Source organism: Pseudoalteromonas sp. GB56 (assembly GCF_054923835.1).
Genome location: NZ_JBPCHK010000001.1, coordinates 2,531,044 through 2,552,963 on the forward strand (window position 1 = coordinate 2,531,044; position 21,920 = coordinate 2,552,963).

Genomic DNA, 21,920 nt, shown 5'->3' on the forward strand with positions numbered 1-21,920 from the left:
CACTCGCACAGGTATTCTAATTGTTGCGTTAATGCACTACTTCCCTACCATAGCCAAACCAGCAAAGTATTCCGGAAGCTTCAAGACGTCCTCTTCAGTCAATGGCTTACTAAAATAGTAACCCTGAACGACGAAGCAATTGTTGGCTTTTAGAAATTCCATTTGCTCTTTCGTTTCCACACCTTCAGCGACGACATTCAAATTCAGCTTTTGCGCCATCGCGATAATCGCCGCGGTGATCTCCATGTCATTAGGATCATCTGGAATATCTTGCACAAACGAGCGGTCCACTTTGAGCACATCCACTGGGAAGCGCTTTAGGTAACTCAATGAAGAGTAGCCCGTGCCGAAATCATCAATTGAAATTGAGACTCCTAAGCGTTTAATTTCATGTAATTGACCTATTGCCGTATCCACATCACCCATCAACATACTTTCCGTTAATTCCAGATGCAGATTACGTGGTGCCACATTGGTTTCTTTTAAAATGCTGGCAAGTGTAGGAATCAATGTCGCATCTTGGAATTGACGCACAGATAAGTTCACAGAAATATTCGCTTCTAATCCCGCTTTAACACGTCGTGACGAGAAATAACATGCCTCACGCAACACCCATTCCCCTAACTCAACGATGAGTCCTGTTGCTTCAGCAATTGGAATGAATTTAACCGGTGAAATAACGCCACGAGTAGGATGAGTCCATCGGATCAGTGCTTCAAAGCCAAGCACTTTACCGGTACGACTATCAACCTGAGGTTGATAGTTCAGGTGGAATTGGCTGTCTCTTATTGCATGGCGTAGCTCGTTTTCAATGTACAAACGCTCATTTGCAGCAGCATTGAGCTCACGCGAATAGAAATGATGGGTGTTTTTACCTTTCGCTTTCGCTTCATACATCGCCAAATCAGCATGTTTAAGAAGCTGATCTTCTTCACTGCTGTCATCGGGTGCCATGGTAATACCGATACTGGCACTGACAATGATTTCATTGTTCCCAAGTTGAATGGGTTGATTCAAGGTGCGCTGAATGGTGTTAGCCACTTCTGCTGCCCGTTCCTGATTTTCAATGCCACTGAGCAGCACCGCAAATTCATCGCCACCTAAGCGCGCAATGGTATCTTCAGTCCGTAAGCGATTTTTCAGTCTATTAGCGACTTCAACTAGGAGTTGGTCACCAATGTCATGACCAAGCGTATCGTTAATCCGTTTAAATTCATCTAAATCAAAATAAAACAACGCAAACGCATAATGACCGCGCTCCGCTAATGCCATTGATTTGCGCAACTGCATTCTGAAGAAGGTGCGGTTCGCAAGGCCGGTTAAGGTATCGAAATACGCCAGCTGTTCCATTTTACGCTGACTTTCTTTAACGAAAGAAATATCCTGTGCGGACACCACATAGCTGTTGACCCCACCGTCTTCATCGCGAATTGGCGAGACGCTCAGCGACACCCACAAGGCATTGCCATCGGCACGCTCAAGCATAGTATCACCACGCCAATAGTTACGGGTGCGCAGGTCGTATTCAATATCGTCATTGAATATCGCCATTTCTTTGGCAATCACAGTGAGCAACTTTGCATCACTGAAATGTTCTTCTTCGAAGCCCGTCATTTCCAGCATTTTGGGGTTAACGTATTCAATATTCAGCTGGTAATTGGTGATCAACACTCCCGTACCAGAGTGGGCAACCGCTTTCGATAGACGATTAGCCGCCTGTTCAGCGATTTCCTTTTCTTTAATACGCTGATTTAGGCCAGAAATGGTGTTATTGAGTTCCACACTCATGTCTTTGAATGAGCCATTGAGTACGCCAATTTCATCGGTGCTCTCCGGTGGAAACTCTGTATCCATTTTACCCTTACCAAAGCTTGATACCGCATCAACCAAGAGATAAATACGACGTAAAACGAGCTGGTACAATGCTTGGTGTAATAACAGCGCAACTAATATTGCATAGAGAATAAACAGGCCTAGAAACTTCAGTTGCAACGTTTCCAACGCTTCCAATGCATTTGACTGCTTGCGATACATACCCACATACCAATCCAGCCCTTCTACTTTGCGAATAGTAGTTAAGTAGGTTTCACCCTCATAATCAAACTCATCAGTCACCGTTGGTAATCGTGTGCGCATAGCATCAGTCACTAGCTCCACTAAATTGGAGTTCACGAAGTCTGACATACGTAGGCGTTTACCCGCGCGACCGTATTGTTGATACGTAGCGTGGTCAATATTAGGGTGAGCCAACAGCTGGCCTTTGGAGTCCACCACAAACAGTTGTTGATGGGTGTCTTCGATTGGTAAGAAACTTAATAAACTCGACAGTTCGATGTCCGCACCAGTTAAGGCAACATGCTGATTTTCGCGGTAAATGGGGGTCACAATGCTTACAACCCACTTACCGAGTACTTGATCATAATAAACAGGTGTCCAGATAGCGGTGCGCTTGGGATTACTCATTGGGCCTACACGGTCGAACTTTACGGCATTGTGGGCGCGATAATCAGCTGGCACATCCAGTGCCCAATTCGGAGGCGAAACACGCACGAAATCATCTTGCGTGAGCAGGTAAAAGTTAAAGAATTCTTGGGTCAGTGTGGGTGAAATAACCTGCCATAAGGCCTCTGAACGCGCGAATAAATTTTCGTAGTAACCATTGAAATTGGCTTTTGGTAGGACTGCACCTGACAATCCATCTTGAGATACGCTTCGTAAAGTGAGTTCATCGGTAGCCAAAAATTGAGCTGGCGCAGCATTGAACTGCACATCGTCAGCAAACAACGCTCGACTCACTACTGCATTTGCTTGTTCGGCGATATTGGTCTTGGTGTCAATAAGCTGGTCAAACTGACCAATGAACCGGGCACTATACTGCTCTAATTGCTCATGTTCTTCGTACATAAGCTGCTTTTGCTCAGACTTGAGCATAAAAACGGCGGCAAAAATACCCGCAATCAAACAAATGGCAGAGATCAATGCCGAAAGCTTGATGCTTAACGAGTGGATGCCAAATCGTGATGGTGGACGCCTATAAACCACAGCCGATCCTTTTTTAAGTATCTGGTTTTTATTATTTTAGCCAGCTAGCAAATATAACAGCCACAGCGCACATGTATATACTTTTTGACGCAAATATACTTCTATTTTGTTACCGACTAATACAAAAGAACTAACTTAACTATCAATATAGCTGTATTAGGAACAAAAACGCAATAATTTCTTAGCCTTAGCTATTAAATTTTGTACCCCCAACAAAAACACTATTCTATTTTCCATTTACTCTCGCAATGGCTATTGACTTTTAGGCAGGCAAGCCAGTAGATTGGACGTATGAACATTATGTCTTACGTATTTTTTCGCTTTTTTATTTTCCACCCTTGCTAGGGAGGCGCAAGCGAGTACGTGAGATTCACACATATTCTAAAGCCTCCCAAACGGGAGGCTTTTTTCGTTATGGGAATGAGGAAACCTAACAATGACCAATGATACGCTGCATGCATTGCGCCGAGATATCAATGAAATAGACTCTGAGCTATTGATTTTACTCGCTAAACGCCGCCGAATTAGCCACTCAGTAGTGGAATATAAAATTGCCAATAATAAGCCAATACGCGATGAGGCGAGAGAACAAGAGCTGCTTGAAAAACTCATCAGCTATGGGAAGTCTTTAGGCTTAGATGCTTACTATATTAACAATGTATTTCAGCGCGTATTAGAAGACTCAGTTTTGCACCAACAAGCCATGTTGCAGCAAAACCTCAACCCGGAAGCGCTTGGCGAAACAAATCGTGTTGCTTATCTCGGTGGTCAAGGCTCCTACTCCCAGTTGGCCGTGCATAAATATTTCAGTCGCAGACCGGGTAAATTAGTGGAAATGGGATGCTCACAGTTTGATGAAATCACCGGCGCTGTTGAAAAAGGACAAGCCGATTTCGGCATACTGCCTATCGAAAACACCAGTTCTGGTAGTATCAATGAAGTGTTCGATTTATTGCAACACGCGCAAGTATCTATTGTTGGCGAAGTGACTCACAGTGTAGAGCATTGTGTGTTGGTGAAACCGGGTACAGAGCTTGCTGATATCACCAAGTTGTTCGGTCACCCTCAGCCATTTGCTCAATGCAGTCGCTTCATTCAGGGTTTAAACGATGTACAACTTGAAAACTGTGACTCAACCACAAGCGCTATGAGAGCTGCGCTAGAATGTGACAACAGCGCAGCTATTGGCTCAGCTGAAGCAGGCAAACATTTAGGTCTTGAAGTTCTCAAAACGGGCATTGCCAATCAAAGCGAAAACCACAGCCGCTTTATCGTTGTTGCACGTAAAGCCATGCAAGTGTCCACGCAAATCCCAACAAAAACCACATTAATCATGGCGACTGAGCAACACGTAGGCTCTCTGGCCGATGCATTGATGGTCTTCAAAGAGCACGGCATCAATATGGTGAAGTTGGAATCGCGTCCAGTTCCTGGAAACCCATGGGAAGAAGTGTTTTATGTTGACCTTATTGCGAACTTAGCCGAACCCAAGGTACAAGGGGCGCTCGAAGCACTGAAAGACCATACCCAATTCGTTCGTATTTTAGGTTGTTATCAAAGCGAATCGCTGCAAGCAGTGCAAGTGAAATAAGTAAAAAGAAAAGAGCCAGAAGAAGTAGGCTTCTGGCTCTGTTGTGTTGATGATTCAAACAACACAATGGGGGCAGGTTAATTCGCTAAGCCAATTAACTCGATTTCCGCAATTTGCACCAAGCCATCATTATTGGCGTTTTTACTGATACTCACACGGTAGCTGCTGTACGCAAAACCGTTATTGAAACTAAAGCTTCTGCGTTGCAAACGTTCATCCCAGCTTTCGCCAACCCAAGACGCCACTTCTGTCCACGTTGCCCCGCCATCATTCGAACCCAACAGGGTAAAGTTTTCAGGGTCACGTTCCGGCGCGTCATTGGCACTGGTAATCGCTACCTCACTGACAATTTGTGCATCACTGAAATCAGCTTGAATCCAAGATGGGTCTTCGTCAGTCGGCGCACCCTGCCAGTCATTATGGTCCAGCCATTTCGTGGCAATATCGTTATCGAAGGCTTTGTCTTGATTTTCACCATCACCGATGCTGTTACGCGCACTGAACACAGTACCAGCAAGCTCGGTTAAATCCTGCAATTGATATTGTGGCCCAATGAACCCGACCTCAGCTATTTGTACTAAACCATCATTGTTAGCATTTGCACTGATAGATAGGCGATAATGGGTATAGGCTAACCCATTGTTTAAAGTGAAATTGCGCTGTTGGAAACGTTCGCTGAACTCTTCACCCACCCAATTCGCAAGTGCCAACCAGTTTTGACCGTCATTAGACGCCAATAACTCAAAAGTAGCAGGGTCACGTTCTGGTGCATCATTCGCACTGGTGATCATCAGCTCGTTCACCGTTTGTGCTTCAGCTAATTGCACTTGAATCCATGCAGGATTTTCTTCACTCGGTGCACCTTGCCATTCGTTATGATCCAGCCATTTAGTCGCAACGTCTCGATCAAACGCCTGTGCGGCACCTTCTGAGTCACTGATACTAAAGCGGGCACTGTAACTTGCACCATTGCTCAACGAATGATCTGCGCCTGCTAAATCAGGGCCAATGAGTTCTACTTCAGCAAGTTGTAACAAACCATCGTTATTTTTGTTCTTAGTGATTTCTAAGCGATAGCTCGAGTAAGCAAGTTGATTTGCCACGCTAAAGCTACGTCGCTCGGCACGCTCATCAAATGACTCCCCTACCCAACTGGCCAAATTAACCCACGTTTCGCCACCGTCATTCGACGCCAATAAGTTGAAGTTTTCTGGGTCGCGTTCAGGCGCATCGTTAGCACTGGTAATAGCTAATTCATTCACAGCTTTCGCTGCGCTTAAATCTAGCTGGATCCATGATGGGTCTTCCTCAGTCGGCGCACCTTGCCAATCATTGTGGTCGAGCCATTTGGTTGTTGCATCGTTATCAAAGGCTTTGTCTTGGTTTTCAGCATCACCGATACTATTGCGGGCGCTAGCAATTACTTGCGTATCATCGCTGTGATCAACACTGGCAAAGACAGGACCGACGAATTCAATTTCACCGAGCTGCATCAAACCGTCATTGCCTTGATTTTTGGTAATGCTGACTCGGTAAGTGCTATAGCTTTGAGCGTTAGCGAAAGCAAATTCTTGGCGCTCAAAGCGCTCATCAAATGCTGCACCAACAACACTGCCCAGTAACAACCAGGTTTCACCGCCGTCGTTTGACGCGAATAAATCGAAGTTTTCAGGGTCACGGGCCGGTGCATCATTTGCGCTGGTAATAAATACGCTGCTGATTGCTTGTGGCTGCGCAAAATCAACTTGAATCCAAGATGGGTCTTCAACACTCGGAGCACCTAACCAATCATTGTGATCCAACCATTTGGTACTTGGGTCTTTATCGAAGGCTTTGTCGGCGCTTTCGGCATCGCTGATGGCGTTACGCGCGGTAATGGTCGCATCTGCTAGAATCTCTGCGGTGCTAATTTCTTGGCGAGGTCCTGAGTTTGACGTTTCGTCATAAAGTGACAAACCAAGATCAACAATCGTTGCTGCACTGAGCCCAAGTTCAGCTGTGAGTGGATGCGCATCGATAGCATCATATATCCCTTGGCGTAACCGCGCTAATGCATCAGCATCATCAGCCAACGCTGCGGCTAAGTCTGTTTGCGCAGCACTCATATTGGCAGCAAGTGTTTCACCACTGCTCATATATGCAAACGCCGCATTGATAAGCGATAACTTGATAGTCGCTTCATCAACAAGTGGCGTTTGGCATTGCTGCTCACCCGCGTCGTCAGTCTCACACTGTTGCTCACCCATGAAGTTCTCCATCATGTGCGCGCTGACTACAGGCATGCTAAAGACATTAGTATTATTGGTGCGCCAACCCAAGGCTCTTAATAACAGCGATGACATATCGGCTTGTGCCAACGCCATTAATTCTGAGCTTGAGACATTACGACCGTTAGCAATTTCTTGCTCCACTAAAAACGTAGCTAACGTCGTCAATGCATTCACTTGCATATTGGCATCTGCAACACCATCGGTGCTATTGGCAAACGGCACACTAACGTGAGCGAGTGTGTTTAACTGCGCCCCGACAATAGCATCGCCAGTTACATCTTGACCAAATTGCGCGTCACCACACATTAACGCATCACAGACCATGGCGGATTGTGCGTCGGTCGTTGCCGTTACTTTTACGGTAGTATTAATACCAAAACCAGGCGCGCCAGTAAGTGTAACAAACACACCTGCATCAACATCGCTGACAGCGTTAGCATTGAGGTTCAGCACGGTACCATTCATGCTTGCCACACTTATTTGTGCGCCACTTAAACTTCCTTTGACAACTGAGCCTGAAAGCTCAGCAGAGGTACTCGCTGGGGTCACTGGAATATCTTGCGGATCAGGATCATCGCTGCCGCCACCACACGCACTGAGTAAACTACACAGCACTAAAGATACCGGGGTAGCCTTCATAAAATTAGACTTTTTCATAGTGTTACCTTGTTCTTTTGGTCGCACACAAAGGTGATAACTGGTTATTGTTAATCGTGTTATTCCAGCTAGTGTGTTTCTGTGTGCGATTCACCTAAGATGTTGATTAAAAACGGTACGTTAAGCCGGCGTAATAACGCTGACCCGTGTAGCTACTGCTGCGCAGTCGCGCCGTAGAGTCCTGACCATAGAAAGTTCGTGGCTCTTCTTTAGTCAAGTTGATGACTGATGCGGTCAACGACAGGTTGTCCATCAAGCTATATGACGCATTTAAATCAACTTGCTGATACGGCTCTTGATACACAGTTAGGCCGTCCGCCAAACCCAGCGCGGTTTCGCCGCGGCGGTTGTAGGAGGCACGTACGCTGTAGGTGTCATTCTCAAAATACACAGAGAAGTTAAATTGATTGTCGGCACTGCCTACGAGGGCTGATTCCCCTACCTTTTCGCCGTCAACACTGACATCTGCTTGGTTAGTGTCGTTCAGCGTGTAGTTGGCATTGATACCAAAACCATTGTCGAACGCATGCTGGGCAAATAATTCGATACCTCGTGAGGTTGCGTTAGTTCCGTTGGCTGTGGTGGTAAATGGTGTCACCGTGATATCCCCCGCTGGAACAATCACTTCACCGGTATTTGGGTTGGTGAATCCTTCGAATGGGCGCACAGAAGTGATGATCAAAGGCACGATAAAGTTATCGACATCTTTGTTAAATAGGGCAATACCAACCGCTGAACCTTCGCCATAATAGTATTCCGCACTCAGATCGGTTTGCACCGACTCATATGGTTTGAGGTCCTTGTTACCTCCTGAACCTTGCCAACCTTGATCGACGGGGTTACCACGGAATTCTAGGCGGTCATCGGCCCACTCTTGGGAAATAAAAGTCAGTTGTTCAGGTGCCCCTAAATCATTGTATGGTGCACGTGACATGGTCTTCGCTGCAGCGGCACGAATAACCAGGTTGTCTGTTGCATCCCACACCAAGTTTAAGCTTGGCAAAAACTGATGATCCGTTGATGTACGGCCGTTGGTTGTCTCCACATCGATTAAACGACGGTCGCCTAGGATATCTTCTTCAGTGACGTCATCGATATCATCAAGGAAGTAGTTGATTTTATCCGACGACATAATGCTGGTTTGCGTCTTCACATAACGCACCCCCACATTGCCGCGCAGACTTTCATAGGAGAAATCAGCTTGCACATACGCAGCAGTGATTTTCTCTTCGATATCAAACACGAAATCAGGTTCTTTGCGCGTGAGTTTTACATATTCGCTGGTCACTACATCGCGGTATTTATCCCAATCAATTGTTGGCATTACATTAACGCTGAAACCACCTGGGATATTGCCTTCTGATTGCTGGTTAAGCACATCTTCGAGACGCGGCATACCACCAATCCACTGATAAGATACCTCGTCAATTGCACCTTGGCTAAACGGGTCTAGCTCACCACTTTCGACTTGTTGTGCGCCCTCTGGGGTAATAAAGAAGGTGTTATTGGTTTCACGGTGAAGCGTTGTTTTTCGATGCTTTACACCAAATCGCAGTGTGTCTACCCAACCAGAGCCTAGATGATAATTAAAATCTAATTGCCCGTAGTCTTCTTCAAGATCGCTGACAATGTAGCTCGATCCAGTCGAACCGGGATCGGGGTCGCCCGCGATGCCGGAAAGTAAATTAGTTAACAGTGCAGGGTCGGTGTAAAGCGATACACAATCTCCTAATCGCCAACCGGCATAGGCTGCAGCGTTTTCTACTAGACCTGAATCACTTCGACCTGCTGGCTGTCCACTTTTATACGCAGCGCGCCAAGATTCAGAAGGACCACCACTGGCTTCAGTACGGCCCAATTTACCCGATACTTCAAAAACGTCGCCGGCATATTCGAAGCCGAAATCATACGTATCTGATGTATCTTCTTCGAGGGTGTAGCTACCAATGATCCACGGGAACTCCATGTTACCCTCTGTACCACCAGCACCCGTGGTGAAATCCATCCCAGTTACAATCGTGCCGCTGTCATCAAGTTCAACGCCGACCAAGTGATTTGGGTTATATTTCCATTCTGGGATCCACATTTGCGATGTGGTTCTGTCTTGGCCTAGCTGGAAGTGAAAATAGTTTGCTGTCAGCTCAAGATTTTCCGAAGGAAGCCACTGCAAAGTAGCTTGAACACCTTGGCGTTCACGCTTTTCTTCGGTCACGCCGACACCGGCAACCTGAGGTGCCCACACACCGTCATACACATTGCCATAAGCGTCTTCGAGCGCGGCAAAACGACGTGTACTGTCGGTAATTTCATTGCCCTGAGTATCAACAGCTGGAAATTCAGAGCTGGTTGCCCAGCGCCAACCACCACCGCCACTCATATCGCCGCCTAACGAGCGATTTGTTCGGTCTTGGCGAGAATAACCAACAAGCATACCAAAGTCTTCGTCGTCGTTTTTCCACGAATACACGCCACTAAAGTTTGGTTCGTATTTCTCAGTCACATCAGCATAGGTGTATTCCAAGTTGAATGCACCTGAGTTCGCTTCCATATCAAGAGGTTTGCGACTGTTGATAATCACCGTACCACCTACACCACCCTCATCGAGGCGCGCTTCTGATGATTTAAATACCTCGACAGATTGCACCATGGTTGAGGGCAACAATGAATAGCTGAACGAACGCGACGGTGAACCCGGAGATGAAGCAATGAAGTTGCCATTTAGCTGCGTGAAAGTAAGGTCGGAAGACAAACCGCGGATACTGACATTTTCGCCTTCACCGCCACTGCGGGATATCACCACGCCGGGAACACGCTGAAGCGAGTCAGCCACGTTTTTATCAGGAAACTTACCGATGTCTTCAGCAGTAATTGCATCGACAATAGCGTTCGACAGGCGTTTAATCGCCATATTTTCCGCCATTGAAGCACGAATACCACGCACTTCAATCGTTTCTATTTCCTTCTCTTCTTGCTCTTGTGTTTCTTCAGCAAACACGTAACTAGCGTTGCAGGCTGCCACGAGTGCTAAAAATAATGCAGACTTTTTAAACCCTGAGGTGGGCAAAGCACCTCGTCGGCTTTTATTATTGTTGGCCATTTTAGTCTCCAGGTTCTCTCATGTGTGTAACTCGCCGCACATTAGCGTTATGTACATGCGAGGAATTTCGCTTACTTGCTATTCCTGAATCACTTCTCAAGGTTAATAGGTTGTAAAACTTAAAATCAGCATAGGGTCATGCAACACAATGGGGATAATATAAATTCGGTGAGCACTAGAACAAAATCGGCGTTTAGCTCAAAAAAAGATCCAATTACTTGGTACCTAGTTTATAGTTCCACGCATCGTATAAGCGCTTACATGCAGACAAAGATTAACAGCTATTGCATTGATATTATTGAATTAAATAATATTAAAAAGAGATGAAAACGATAAGTTAACTTTATCGATTAGCGACACACAGAAAAGAAGTGGCCATGGGCAATAGTAAAATTCTTGAAATTTGTATCAATGCAGACAACCTTGTTGCATTGCAACACAATGTATCGACTGCGTGTGAAAACGGCGCTAAACGAATCGAGTTGTGCGCCAATATGCATCTCGGTGGCACCACTGCTGATTGCCAACTTATTGCTAAAGTGATTGAACTCAAGTCCTGTAAAACAGAGCTTCTCGTTATGATACGTCCCCATGCCCGCTCTTTTGTCATGAGTGATACAGACATAGCGACTATGGCTAAACAAATTAAATCAGCCGCTGAGCTTGGCTCAACAGGGGTTGTTTTCGGGGCGCTCACAACAAATCACACTGTCGATACCCAGGCACTGTCTCATCTGATTGAAATCGCTCGCGCTCACAATCAAAAAGTGACCTTTCATCGTGCTTTTGATGCCACAAATGATCCGTTTAGTGCTCTCGATACCTTGATTGAATTTGGCGTAGATCGCGTTCTCACCAGTGGCACTCCATGGCAAAGTAAATTAGATGCATGTTGTGGTGCCGAGAATATCAAAACATGGATGAAACATGCACAAGGTAATATTGAATTTGTCATTGGCGGCGGGGTCACTCCGACCAATGCCTCGCAATTATGGCAAGGGTTAGTGCACAGTGCACTGCCGATGTCATTACACAGTTACAGCGGCGTGATGGATCAACACGGTCAAATACAAAAATCAGCAATAAGGGCCCTCTTAGATGCATAGTCACCAGCGCAGCTTGACCAATGAAGCCCTCTATCTCGGTATCGATGGTGGAGGCAGTAAATGCAAAGTGCGCCTCGAAGATAGCAGCGGTTTGGTACTTGCTGAAGCCACTTCGGGACCTGCAAATATTGCGACATCTGCTGAACAAGCGCAGCAGTCAATATACGACGCCGCAGTATGTGCATTGATGTACGCAGATATCCCTATCAGTAAATTGAGCTCCATCCATGCTTATGCTGGATTGGCTGGTGCCAATGTGCCCTCAGCGCTGAGTAAAATACGCCAGTGGCAACACCCGTTTGCGACACTTGAAATCACAACAGATATGCACATTGCTTGCGCGGGGGCTCATCAGGGCAAACAGGGTGCTGTAATCATCATCGGCACCGGATTTTGTGCTGGGGCAATCAAAGATGACAAGGTCTGTGAATTCGGTGGGCACGGCTTGTTACTGAGCGATGGCGCAAGTGGTGCTTGGCTAGGCCTCAACTTGGTCCGACACACCTTAGAGGTGCTCGATGGCCTAGCCGAGCCCTGCGCCCTAAGCGATGCCTTGTTGCATTACACACAATGTCAATCGAGTGCTGAGTTGACGGCCAAATGCCTAGACGCAAAACCAAGATACTTTGCACAATTTGCACCGTTACTCTTTAGCCATGCGCATTCTCCTACAGGCTCACGTTTGTTAGCCAGTGCTGCGCAATATGTCGCGAAGTATGTTTGTTACTTGCAGCAATTGGGTTACACCGATGTATGTTTAATGGGCGGTATAGCAAGTGCTTTAACACCTTGGCTAGATAACCATGCTCGCCAATGTTTAGTCGATGTTAAAGGTTCACCAGAAGAAGGTGCCATGTACCTTTTGCATCGACTCAGCGAGCGAGGTTAGTCGTCGATAGTCTCTCGTAACTTCGATGGAATATCACCAAAGAGTCGTTTGAATTGTTTACTAAAATAGCTCGGCTCAGAGAACCCGCATTGATAGGCGATTTGCGACACCGGCAACTGAGTTTCAACCAATAACTTACGGGCATTTTCTAGGCGCATTTCATTGATGTATTGGTTGGGTGTTTTGGCTAAATGTTTTTTAAAGCGCCGCTCCAATGCACTCACTGATAAATGCGCCAGTTCTGCCAACTCTTCAATGCCAATGTGCCTGTGATAATGACTACGTATGAATTCAACAGGTGCTTCAATTGCTTTAACGTGCAAAAGCGCCTTAGACGTCTTCTGTAAGTGCCGAGTGACTCCGTAGGTACCAATGATCTCGCCTTGCTCATCTTTGAGCACATGCTTAGAAGTTGAAAACCACCCGAGTTCACCGTTGTCGGTATAATTCAACTCCAATCGATCGGTCACACCAAAGCCCTGAAGGACGCGTTTATCATCATTCACGTACTGAAAAGCCAAGTGCTTTGGTGAAAAATCAAAGTCGGTTTTAAATAGAATTTGGTCCAGCGATTTAAATCCTTGATGTTCAATAAAGTGTTGATTGCCATGTAGGATTCTACTGTTGGTATCTTTCACCCAAAAGAGTATATCTGGAATTAAATCAAACGCCGTAATCAGTTGATTTACGCCAACTTTATGCAAAAACTCACACCGTTCCATAGGCTATTACACACGCTAACTAAAGGCTTAGTACTTATATTGTAAACGCCGATTTTGTTGCATTGTCAACCGAATTTTTATTATCGCCACACCCTCGCTCTTCCCTATTATCGATAACAATATGTTAACTAAACTCAGAACAACCACGTTTTATAACAATGTTCGAAGGAGTGTTGGATGAGTAATAATCGAGTTCGTATGGCGATGGTAGGCGGCGGTGAAGGCGCGTTCATTGGTGCAGTGCATCGTATCGCTGCGCGCTTAGATGGTCGCATTGACCTCGTTGCTGGAGCCTTTAGTTCAGACTCAGAGCGTAGCTTAGCAACTGGGGCGCAATTAGGTTTGGATCCACAACGCTGTTACCCAGATTATCAGACCCTATTGCAAAAAGAAGCGCAACTCCCTGCGGAAATCCGTGCTGACTTTATTGCCATTGTCACCCCTAATCACTTGCACTTTCCCATTGCAAAAATGGCAATCGAGCAAGGTTTTCATGTGCTATCAGACAAACCAGCAACATTGTCATTGAGTGAGGCCAAAGAACTCGAAGCAGTATTAAGCCAGCACTCGAGCCTCTACGGCTTAACCCACACTTACACCGGCTACCCCATGGTTAAGGAGGCGAAGCATCGCGTCGCCACAGGCCAGCTCGGTCACATACGCAAAGTCGTGGTTGAATATTCTCAAGGCTGGCTCTCGCAAACCTCCGACGAGAAAGGCAAGCAAGCCAAGTGGCGTTTAGATTCGAGTAAATCGGGAATTAGCTGCTGTATGGGTGACATCGGTGTTCACGCTGCCAACTTGGCGGAGTACGTCAGTGGGTTAGCCATTACTGAGCTTTGCGCAGATTTAAATCATGTGTTGCCGGGGCGCGCACTTGATGATGATGGCACTGTACTGTTGCGTTTCAACAATGCGGCCAAAGGGGTGTTAATGGCGAGCCAAATAGCGGTCGGTGAAGAGAATAATTTGCGCTTGCGAATCTATGGCGACAAAGCAAGCCTCGATTGGTCGCAAATGGAGCCAAACAGTTTATGGCTGCGCCCACATAATGCACCAGCGTCCTTACTGCGTGCTGGCGTAGGTGAACTTTGTGATGCAGCAATGAATGCCTTACGCACACCTGCAGGGCACCCAGAAGGATACCTAGAAGCATTCGCCAATATTTACTCCAACTTCGCAGCGCAAATTAGCGCATTTAAATCAGGTCAAGTCGCGACCAATGCAGCGTTTGACGTCCCCGGCATTGACGAAGCACTTCGCGGTATGGCGTTTATCACTAAAGCAGTCGCAGCGTCAGAACACGACACCAAGTGGCACCCTTTCAACATGGACCAATAACATATGAAACAAATTAAAGGACCTGCTATTTTTCTCGCGCAATTCGTCAGTGATGAAGCGCCATTTAATACTTTGCCGAACATCTGTGAATGGGCAGCGAGCTTAGGTTACAAAGGTATACAGCTGCCCAGCGGTGACAAACGCCTTTTCGATCTTGAACAAGCGGCAAATTCACAGGAATATTGCGATTCAATTCTAGCCGTTGTGCACGGTGCTGGACTGGCTATCACTGAATTATCAACGCATTTGCAAGGTCAACTCGTGGCTGTGCACCCGGCATACGATGAAATGTTTGACAATTTTGCGCCAGATGAAGTTAAAGGTCAGCCACAAGCAAGGCAACAATGGGCAACTGAACAATTAAAAATGGCGGCAAAAGCGAGTCAGCGTTTAGGTCTAAAAAGCCATGCGACTTTCTCGGGCGCCCTGCTTTGGCACACAATGTATCCATGGCCGCAACGACCTCAAGGGTTGGTTGAGCAAGGTTTTGAAGAATTAGCCAAACGTTGGATACCGATACTCGATGCTTTCGATGAAGCAGGGGTTGATGTGTGTTATGAGCTCCACCCGGGTGAAGATTTACACGATGGTGTCACCTTTGAGCGCTTTCTTGAAGCAACCAATCATCACCCGCGCGCGCACATCCTCTACGATCCCAGTCACTTCGTCTTACAACAGTTGGACTATCTGAAATTTATTGATATTTATCACCAACGCATAAAAGCCTTCCATGTGAAGGATGCTGAGTTCAACGCCAATGGCCGCTCGGGTGTTTATGGCGGTTACCAAGATTGGCTTTCTCGTCCAGGTCGTTTTCGCTCACTCGGCGATGGCCAAGTCGATTTTAAAGCCATTTTTAGCAAATTAACCCAATATGGCTTTGATGGTTGGGCAGTGCTGGAATGGGAATGCTGTTTAAAACACCCCGAATCGGGTGCTCAAGAAGGTGCCACGTTTATCGCTGAGCATCTAATCAGGCCGACAGATAAAGCGTTTGATGATTTTGCCGGTGCAAGCGCCGATAGCGAACGCAACAAGCGTATCTTGGGCCTCAACTAACGTAGGACACACACTATGGAAAATAATCATAACAACCGCCTTGTGTTCCGACTTTGCTGTATTGCACTGGTCGTGACCTCCATGACCTTTGCAATTCGTGCTGGCATTCTTGGCCAGCTGGGTGAACAGTTTGCATTGAGCGATACTGAACTTGGCTGGGTCAATGCCATGGCATTCTTGGGCTTTCCTATAGCCACTATGGTTGGCGGTGCTATTTACAACGCCATTGGCGCGAAAAAATTAGTGGCCCTCGCCTTCGTGTGTCACTTCGCAGGTTTGGTGATGACGATTTACGCCGATGGCTTTTGGGCGCTACTGCTATCAACCTTCTTAATTGGCTTTGCTAACGGTTCGGTTGAAGCGGGATGTAACCCGCTAATTGCAGAAATGTATCCGAAGAATAAAACCACCATGCTTAATCGTTTCCACGTGTGGTTCCCAGGGGGCATCGTCATAGGCGCGTTGGCGTCAAGTGCAATGACATCAAGCGGCTTTAACTGGCAGTGGCAAGTGGGTCTTATCATCATCCCTACCATCATTTATGGTTTGATGATGTTCAAAGCGCAATTCCCACAGTTCGACACCCGCACACACTCAACGTTGAGTAACTTGAAGAACTTGTTTTCACCGGTATACCTCTTTTTAGTGGTGTGTATGACACTCACAGCAACCACTGAGCTTGGCACACAACAATGGATCGAGCGCATTTTAGGTGCTTCTGGTGCGTCACCAATGATGATTCTGGCGTTGATCACAGGTCTGATGGCGATTGGCCGCTTTTTTGCCGGTCCTATTGTGCATAAATTTAACCCAACGGGTGTGCTACTGGGCTCTGCGGTATGTGCAACGGCCGGAATTTTCGTGATGAGCCAAGCCACCGCCAGTATGGTTTATGTGGCTGCAGTGTTATTCGCCATTGGCGTAACCTACTTTTGGCCAACCATGCTTGGATGTGTAGCAGAGTACACACCAAAAACTGGGGCATTGGGCATGTCGCTCATCGGCGGTGCCGGTATGTTTGCAGTGAGTATGTGGAATCCCGTTATCGGCAGCTGGATTGACTCTGCGCGCACTCAGGCGCAGGCCGCTAACTTAGACGCACAGCAGGCTGAATTACTGGCGGGTCAAGCTGTACTTGGCAACATACTGCTGTTCCCAGCCATTCTTATCTTCGCCTTCTTAGGCTTCTATTTTTATATCAAAAACAATAAGGGCGCACTTTCACACGCCCATGTAGCAACAAGTAAAGAGTAACAAGGGTTTCACACTATGAAAAATGCAATTAAAGCCCTACCGTTGGTGTTCGCTCTAAGTTCCACGGCCTGTGCGTGGGCGCAGGAAAACCAATTATCAGAGCAAGAGCAACAAGCCGGTTGGCAGCTGTTATTTGACGGCAAAGATATGTCGCAGTGGCGCAACTTCAAAGGCGAGGGCCTCAACAGTCAATGGCAAATTGAAGGCGATACGATGACGCTCACCGCTGGGGGCGGCGGTGATATTCTCACCAAGAAAAGTTACCAAAATTTCGAGCTGCAGCTGCAGTGGAAAATCGCCAAAAAAGGCAACAGTGGCATTTTCGTTCTTGTGGATGAAAAAGGCAGCGCCATTTATTCACATGCGCCTGAAATTCAGATTCTTGATAATAAAGAGCACCCAGATAACAAAATTGACTCGCACCTAGCAGGCTCAATTTATGACTTATTCGCCGCGCCAAGTTCAGCACACAAAGCAGCTGAGCAATGGAATGATGTGCGTATTCGCCTAAACAACAGTCACCTAGAAGTGTGGCAAAACGGTGTGAGCACCACCAGCATCGTTATTGGTAGTACAACATGGGATGCGCTGGTGGAAAACAGCAAGTTCGCAACGTGGCAAGGCTTCGCTGAGGGTCAACATGGCCACATCGGCTTGCAAGACCATGGCGATCGCGTGTGGTTCAAGAATATTAAAATCAAGGAGCTGTAGTAATGGCTAAATTTGATCACAAAGTACTGGTTGTAGGTTCAGGGGCGGGTGGCGCGATGGCGGCGTATACGCTTGCGAAACTTGGCCATAAGGTACTGATGCTTGAAGCGGGTCGTAACTACAACCCTAAAACTGAAACGCCGATGTTCAAGCGCAACAGTGAAGCGCCGTTAATGGGCGCAGGCAACAAAGATAAGAACTTTGGTTTTTATGATGCAACGGTCGACGGTGGCTGGCAAGTCCCTGATGAACCTTACACTGAAGCTGAAGGTACAGACTTCTATTGGTGGCGAGCGCGTATGCTTGGCGGTCGTACAAACCACTGGGGACGTTACTCATTACGTTTCTCAGAGCATGACTTTAAGGCAAAAAGCCGCGACGGTCATGGTGCTGATTGGCCATTCGAATACGAAGACATCGCGCCTTGGTACGATAAAACTGAGGCGATCGTGGGTGTGTGTGGCACCAATACTGGTTTAGATGATATGCCTCCTTCTTCTGAAGGCATTTTGCAGCCACCTCCGAAACCACGTGTACCAGAGCTGCTTGTCGCGGCCGCCGCCAAGAAATTAGGTATTCCTGCAGCGCCGATGCACCGTGCTGTGCTCACCCGCCCTATCGATGATCGCATGGCGTGTTTTTATGCGACGCCATGTGGTCACGGTTGCTCGATTGGCGCCGCGTTCCAAACGACAACATCCTTGATCCCGCTAGCGAAAGCGACAGGTAATTTGGAAGTGATCACCGACGCTATGGTGAAGTCAGTGAATGTAAATGACGAGGGCAAGGTAACAGGTGTTACCTATGTCGACAAAAACACCATCAGTGAACAAGCAATCAGTGCCGACGTTGTTATATTGGCTGCCAGTGCCTGTGAATCAGCGCGTATTATGTTGAACTCTAAATCGGCATCCCACCCTAACGGCGTTGCCAACTCAAGTGGCCAAATCGGTAAAAACTTGATGGACTCGACGGGTGCATGGCTCGGAGCACAAATACCGGCACTCAAAGGGCGCCCGCGTTATAACGAAGACGGTCATACCGCAAACCACTTGTTCATTCCTTGGTGGGGTCACAAGGCACAAGGCAAGGGTGAGCTAGACTTCCCTCGAGGTTATCACTTTGAAATCAGCAGTGGCTTTGGTCAACCTGGATCAGGTGTATCGGGTGACAAGCAAGGGTATGGGCCAGAACTTAAGCAACAAATCAGGGATGCATACGGCTCGTATGTTGGTTTTGCTTTGCGTGGAGAGATGCTACCAAACAAAGACACCTACATGGAAATCGACCCTGAAGTAAAAGACAAATGGGGTATTCCTGTATCGAAGTTTCATTTCAAATGGTCAGACAGAGAACTTAAGCAAATCGAGCATGGTCTTAAAACGGCAAAACAAATCCTTGAAACCATGGGTGCAAAAGTGGGTGAACTGCCACCTGCCGAAAAAGCGATTTCCAAAGGCGGTGAAATTATTCACGAAGTGGGCACGACTCGAATGGGGAGTTCGCCAACAGAGTCGGTGACGAACCAATGGGGCCAAACTTGGGACTGCGAAAACCTATTTGTTATGGATGCCGGTGTATTTGCATCAAACCCTCATAAGAACTGCACGCTGACTATCATGACGTTAGCGATGCGCAACTCTACTTGGCTCAGCGAACAAATCGGCAAAGGAGCGTTATAATGCATCATCAAGACAGAGACAACGCCTACCAATATCGTTCAGGTATGACTCGCCGCGAGTCACTCAAATGGCTTGGCTTATTAGCTGCAGGTTCTGCCGTGACTGTAACGGCTGGTTGCTCCAAAGCACTTGATGTGACTGAAGCGAGCAATGCAGGCCACTGGCCTGACTTAGATCTTAAGCCAATAACAGCTCCTGGTTATGGCACCGATCCAAACTTAGTGATCCCGCCACAATCACCTTGGCCGCTTACTTTAAGTGCTGCTCAGCTCACACTTGTTGCGACGTTAGCTGATTGGATAGTGCCACGTGAAGGTAACATTCCATCTGCTTCAGAATTAGAAGTCCCATCAGTCATAGATGAGTGGGTCAGCGCACCTTATGAAGGACAGCAACGCGACCGAGTAAAAATTTTGAATGCACTCGCTTGGATTGACGATGAAGCCAATTTGCGTTTTAAAGCACAATTTGTGGCACTGAACAAAGTACAACAGCAAGCTATTATTGATGACATAGCTTATTACTCAGACAAAACCCCTGAGCAATTTAAGCGTATTGGCAAAGCCTTTTTACGCTTTAAAGAGTTAGTCTTGGGTGCATTCTTTTGCTCACCAGAAGGGTGCAAAGACATTGGCTACCTCGGAAATGTGCCTATTGCTGGCGACTATCCAGGGCCAAACGATGAGGCCAAAGCGCACTTGGCTTTGGTGCTCGACGAACTTGGGCTCAGTGAATACGCCTACCAAGATTAACAACTCGTTTTGTGAGCCCCCTGCGGGCTCACTTTTTTTGGATACACCATGTTTAGACATCAAATTTACGCCCTATTTGTAATCTGCTCACTTGCTTACCCAAGTTGGATTAATGCACACACAAAAGACAATTTGCCATTCCCAGTGAGTGTGCAACTTTGGTCTGTGAAAGAAGCGCTTAAAAAGGACTTTCATGGCACTCTCAATGCTCTTGCTGATATGGGGTTTGATGGTGTCGAATTTGCGGGGGATTACGGCCCGTATGCAAACAATCCAAGTGAGTTAAAACAGGTGCTTGAACATTTAGGATTAGAAGCGAGTAGCGCTCACATTGGCTTTGACGCGCTTGACGACAATAATTTAGCTAACACTTTGTTATTCTTTAAGACTCTGGAAGTAAAAACTCTTTACATTCCTTGGGATGAGCGAGCGTGGGATGGCAAACAGATAAAGCAATTCACCGAGCAGCTCAACCATGCACACCAACAGGCACAACGCTTTGATATGGAGATCGGTTTTCATAACCATGAACGTGAGTTTGAGCCATATAAGGGTAAAACATTCTGGGATTACATTGCATTAAACACATCCGAATCTTTACCGCTACAACTCGATATTGGTTGGGTGCACTATGCCAAAAAAGATGCAATTTCACTGGTGAGCGCCTACCCACATCGCACTCGCTCAACACATATCAAAGTGGTTGCAAAAGACAATGGATTAAATGCAATACTCGGCCAGAATGACTTTGCCTGGGGTGATATTATCAACGCCTTAAGTCGCGACGGAAGGGTCGAGTGGCTGGTCGTAGAGCAAGAGCAATACCCACAAGGGATGACGCCATTGGAAAGTGTTGCTGCATCTAAAAAGGCGTTGGATGACATTATGAATAAGAGTAATTAGCAAAAAACCTGACACTAATCACAATAAAAGCAGCGATAAAGCTGCTTTTATTGTGTTTTATACTACGGACAACAACTTACTGGGTTGCCTCGCCAATCACTCTCAATTGAATTTCATCCCCAGGATTTATTGCTAAACCTAACTTCTTACAATCAATGACTGGTTCGCTTGTACTTTTTCTAACTCTTTGTTTTGTTGTATTGTTTCTGCATTCAACCACGTTAGGGGTTAAGCCAACTGCACTGGCTCCTACAGGCGGAACAACATTAAATTCGACCTTGCCCTTCAATGCAGCTGCAGCGCCTTCACAATGTTGCTCAAAGGAGATGTTGAGCCCTTTTACGCTACCGTCCGACTCATAAACAACTTCAAATACTTCAAAGCTTCCAGTCAGAGAATTGCAACCACGGCCTTGCCCAGTGAATGACAAGCCAGGTTTGTCAATGTCTTGAAATGGAAAGCGCTGCGCACCTAAATACTGACCTAAATCAATTTCGTCATTTCCAGGTGCCGCTATATCTAGGGTCCACCAAAACGATGTGTCACCCGGCAAACTAGATATTCTAACAGTGATTCCGTTATCGTAATTTCGAGAATAGGTAATCGAAGCATTCGTGTCATCATAGCTATACATTTGACCTTGGCCGATGTAATCGCCAGGGTCACTTACAATCTGTATCTTTGATTCAGCTGAAACTGTCGCAGAGAACATCATCAATGCGCACATAGATGGAATAACTATTTTCATCAAAATTTCCTTTTTGTTTAACGTAAAATCCTTTTGTACCTATCTAACAACAATTTTTTATTACATGCAATCTGCGAAACAAGTCACCTCCTAATC

The 21,920-nt window shown here is 46.6% G+C and carries 15 protein-coding genes; 10 read left to right on the plus strand and 5 right to left on the minus strand.

Translation table 11 applies throughout. The annotated features are described in order from the left end of the window. Positions 1–36: 36 nt before the first annotated feature. On the minus strand, positions 37–3,042 hold the full coding sequence (locus ACH19P_RS11845; protein ID WP_462158732.1) for a bifunctional diguanylate cyclase/phosphodiesterase: 3,006 nt from the start codon (positions 3,040–3,042) through the stop codon (positions 37–39). A 436-nt stretch (positions 3,043–3,478) separates the two neighbouring features. Between ACH19P_RS11845 and ACH19P_RS11850 the strand changes: the two genes are divergently transcribed. Continuing rightward, on the plus strand, positions 3,479–4,633 hold the full coding sequence (locus ACH19P_RS11850) for a chorismate mutase (RefSeq protein ID WP_462158733.1): 1,155 nt from the start codon (positions 3,479–3,481) through the stop codon (positions 4,631–4,633). A gap of 77 nt (positions 4,634–4,710) precedes the next feature. On the opposite strand, the gene ACH19P_RS11855 is transcribed toward ACH19P_RS11850, so the two are convergent. Continuing rightward, on the minus strand, positions 4,711–7,560 hold the full coding sequence (locus ACH19P_RS11855; RefSeq protein ID WP_462158734.1) for a discoidin domain-containing protein: 2,850 nt from the start codon (positions 7,558–7,560) through the stop codon (positions 4,711–4,713). A 106-nt stretch (positions 7,561–7,666) separates the two neighbouring features. Continuing rightward, positions 7,667–10,657, minus strand: a complete 2,991-nt coding sequence (locus ACH19P_RS11860; protein WP_462158735.1) for a TonB-dependent receptor — start codon at positions 10,655–10,657, stop codon at positions 7,667–7,669. Between the two features lie 377 nt (positions 10,658–11,034). Here ACH19P_RS11860 and ACH19P_RS11865 point away from each other — a divergent pair, with 377 nt between their 5' ends. Both ACH19P_RS11865 and ACH19P_RS11870 read left to right on the plus strand, forming a co-directional pair. After that, a complete protein-coding gene (locus ACH19P_RS11865) occupies positions 11,035–11,763 on the plus strand; it encodes a copper homeostasis protein CutC (protein ID WP_462158736.1) in 729 nt (242 codons plus the stop codon). Then, the gene (locus tag ACH19P_RS11870; RefSeq protein ID WP_462158737.1) at positions 11,756–12,652 is read left to right on the plus strand and encodes a glucosamine kinase nucleotide-binding domain-containing protein; all 897 of its coding nucleotides are present in this window, start codon (positions 11,756–11,758) and stop codon (positions 12,650–12,652) included. The genes ACH19P_RS11865 and ACH19P_RS11870 overlap by 8 nt, the downstream gene beginning before the upstream one ends. Here the strand turns inward: ACH19P_RS11870 and ACH19P_RS11875 are convergent. Further along, on the minus strand, positions 12,649–13,374 hold the full coding sequence (locus tag ACH19P_RS11875) for a helix-turn-helix transcriptional regulator (protein ID WP_462158738.1): 726 nt from the start codon (positions 13,372–13,374) through the stop codon (positions 12,649–12,651). The genes ACH19P_RS11870 and ACH19P_RS11875 overlap by 4 nt on opposite strands. 177 nt (positions 13,375–13,551) lie before the next feature. Here ACH19P_RS11875 and ACH19P_RS11880 point away from each other — a divergent pair, with 177 nt between their 5' ends. From ACH19P_RS11880 to ACH19P_RS11910, 7 genes are read left to right on the plus strand one after another with little or no spacing between them, the layout of a single operon-like run. Continuing rightward, positions 13,552–14,715: a Gfo/Idh/MocA family protein gene (locus ACH19P_RS11880; RefSeq protein ID WP_462158739.1), complete on the plus strand. Its 1,164-nt coding sequence runs from the start codon at positions 13,552–13,554 to the stop codon at positions 14,713–14,715. Between the two features lie 3 nt (positions 14,716–14,718). Beyond that, entirely contained in the window at positions 14,719–15,774 is a 1,056-nt protein-coding gene (locus ACH19P_RS11885; protein WP_462158740.1) for a sugar phosphate isomerase/epimerase family protein, read from the plus strand. A 15-nt stretch (positions 15,775–15,789) separates the two neighbouring features. Then, positions 15,790–17,028 (plus strand): MFS transporter, encoded by a 1,239-nt coding sequence (locus tag ACH19P_RS11890; RefSeq protein WP_462158741.1) that lies wholly within the window; start codon positions 15,790–15,792, stop codon positions 17,026–17,028. A gap of 15 nt (positions 17,029–17,043) precedes the next feature. Then, positions 17,044–17,739, plus strand: a complete 696-nt coding sequence (locus ACH19P_RS11895) for a 3-keto-disaccharide hydrolase (protein ID WP_462158742.1) — start codon at positions 17,044–17,046, stop codon at positions 17,737–17,739. 2 nt (positions 17,740–17,741) lie between these two features. Continuing rightward, positions 17,742–19,421 (plus strand): GMC family oxidoreductase, encoded by a 1,680-nt coding sequence (locus tag ACH19P_RS11900; protein WP_462158743.1) that lies wholly within the window; start codon positions 17,742–17,744, stop codon positions 19,419–19,421. Further along, a complete protein-coding gene (locus tag ACH19P_RS11905) occupies positions 19,421–20,173 on the plus strand; it encodes a gluconate 2-dehydrogenase subunit 3 family protein (protein ID WP_462158744.1) in 753 nt (250 codons plus the stop codon). Before ACH19P_RS11900 ends, ACH19P_RS11905 begins: the two co-directional genes overlap by 1 nt. 48 nt (positions 20,174–20,221) lie before the next feature. Beyond that, positions 20,222–21,076, plus strand: a complete 855-nt coding sequence (locus ACH19P_RS11910; protein WP_462158745.1) for a sugar phosphate isomerase/epimerase family protein — start codon at positions 20,222–20,224, stop codon at positions 21,074–21,076. A gap of 76 nt (positions 21,077–21,152) precedes the next feature. Here the strand turns inward: ACH19P_RS11910 and ACH19P_RS11915 are convergent, their stop codons facing one another. Then, on the minus strand, positions 21,153–21,824 hold the full coding sequence (locus tag ACH19P_RS11915) for a hypothetical protein (RefSeq protein ID WP_462158746.1): 672 nt from the start codon (positions 21,822–21,824) through the stop codon (positions 21,153–21,155). Positions 21,825–21,920 lie beyond the last annotated feature (96 nt).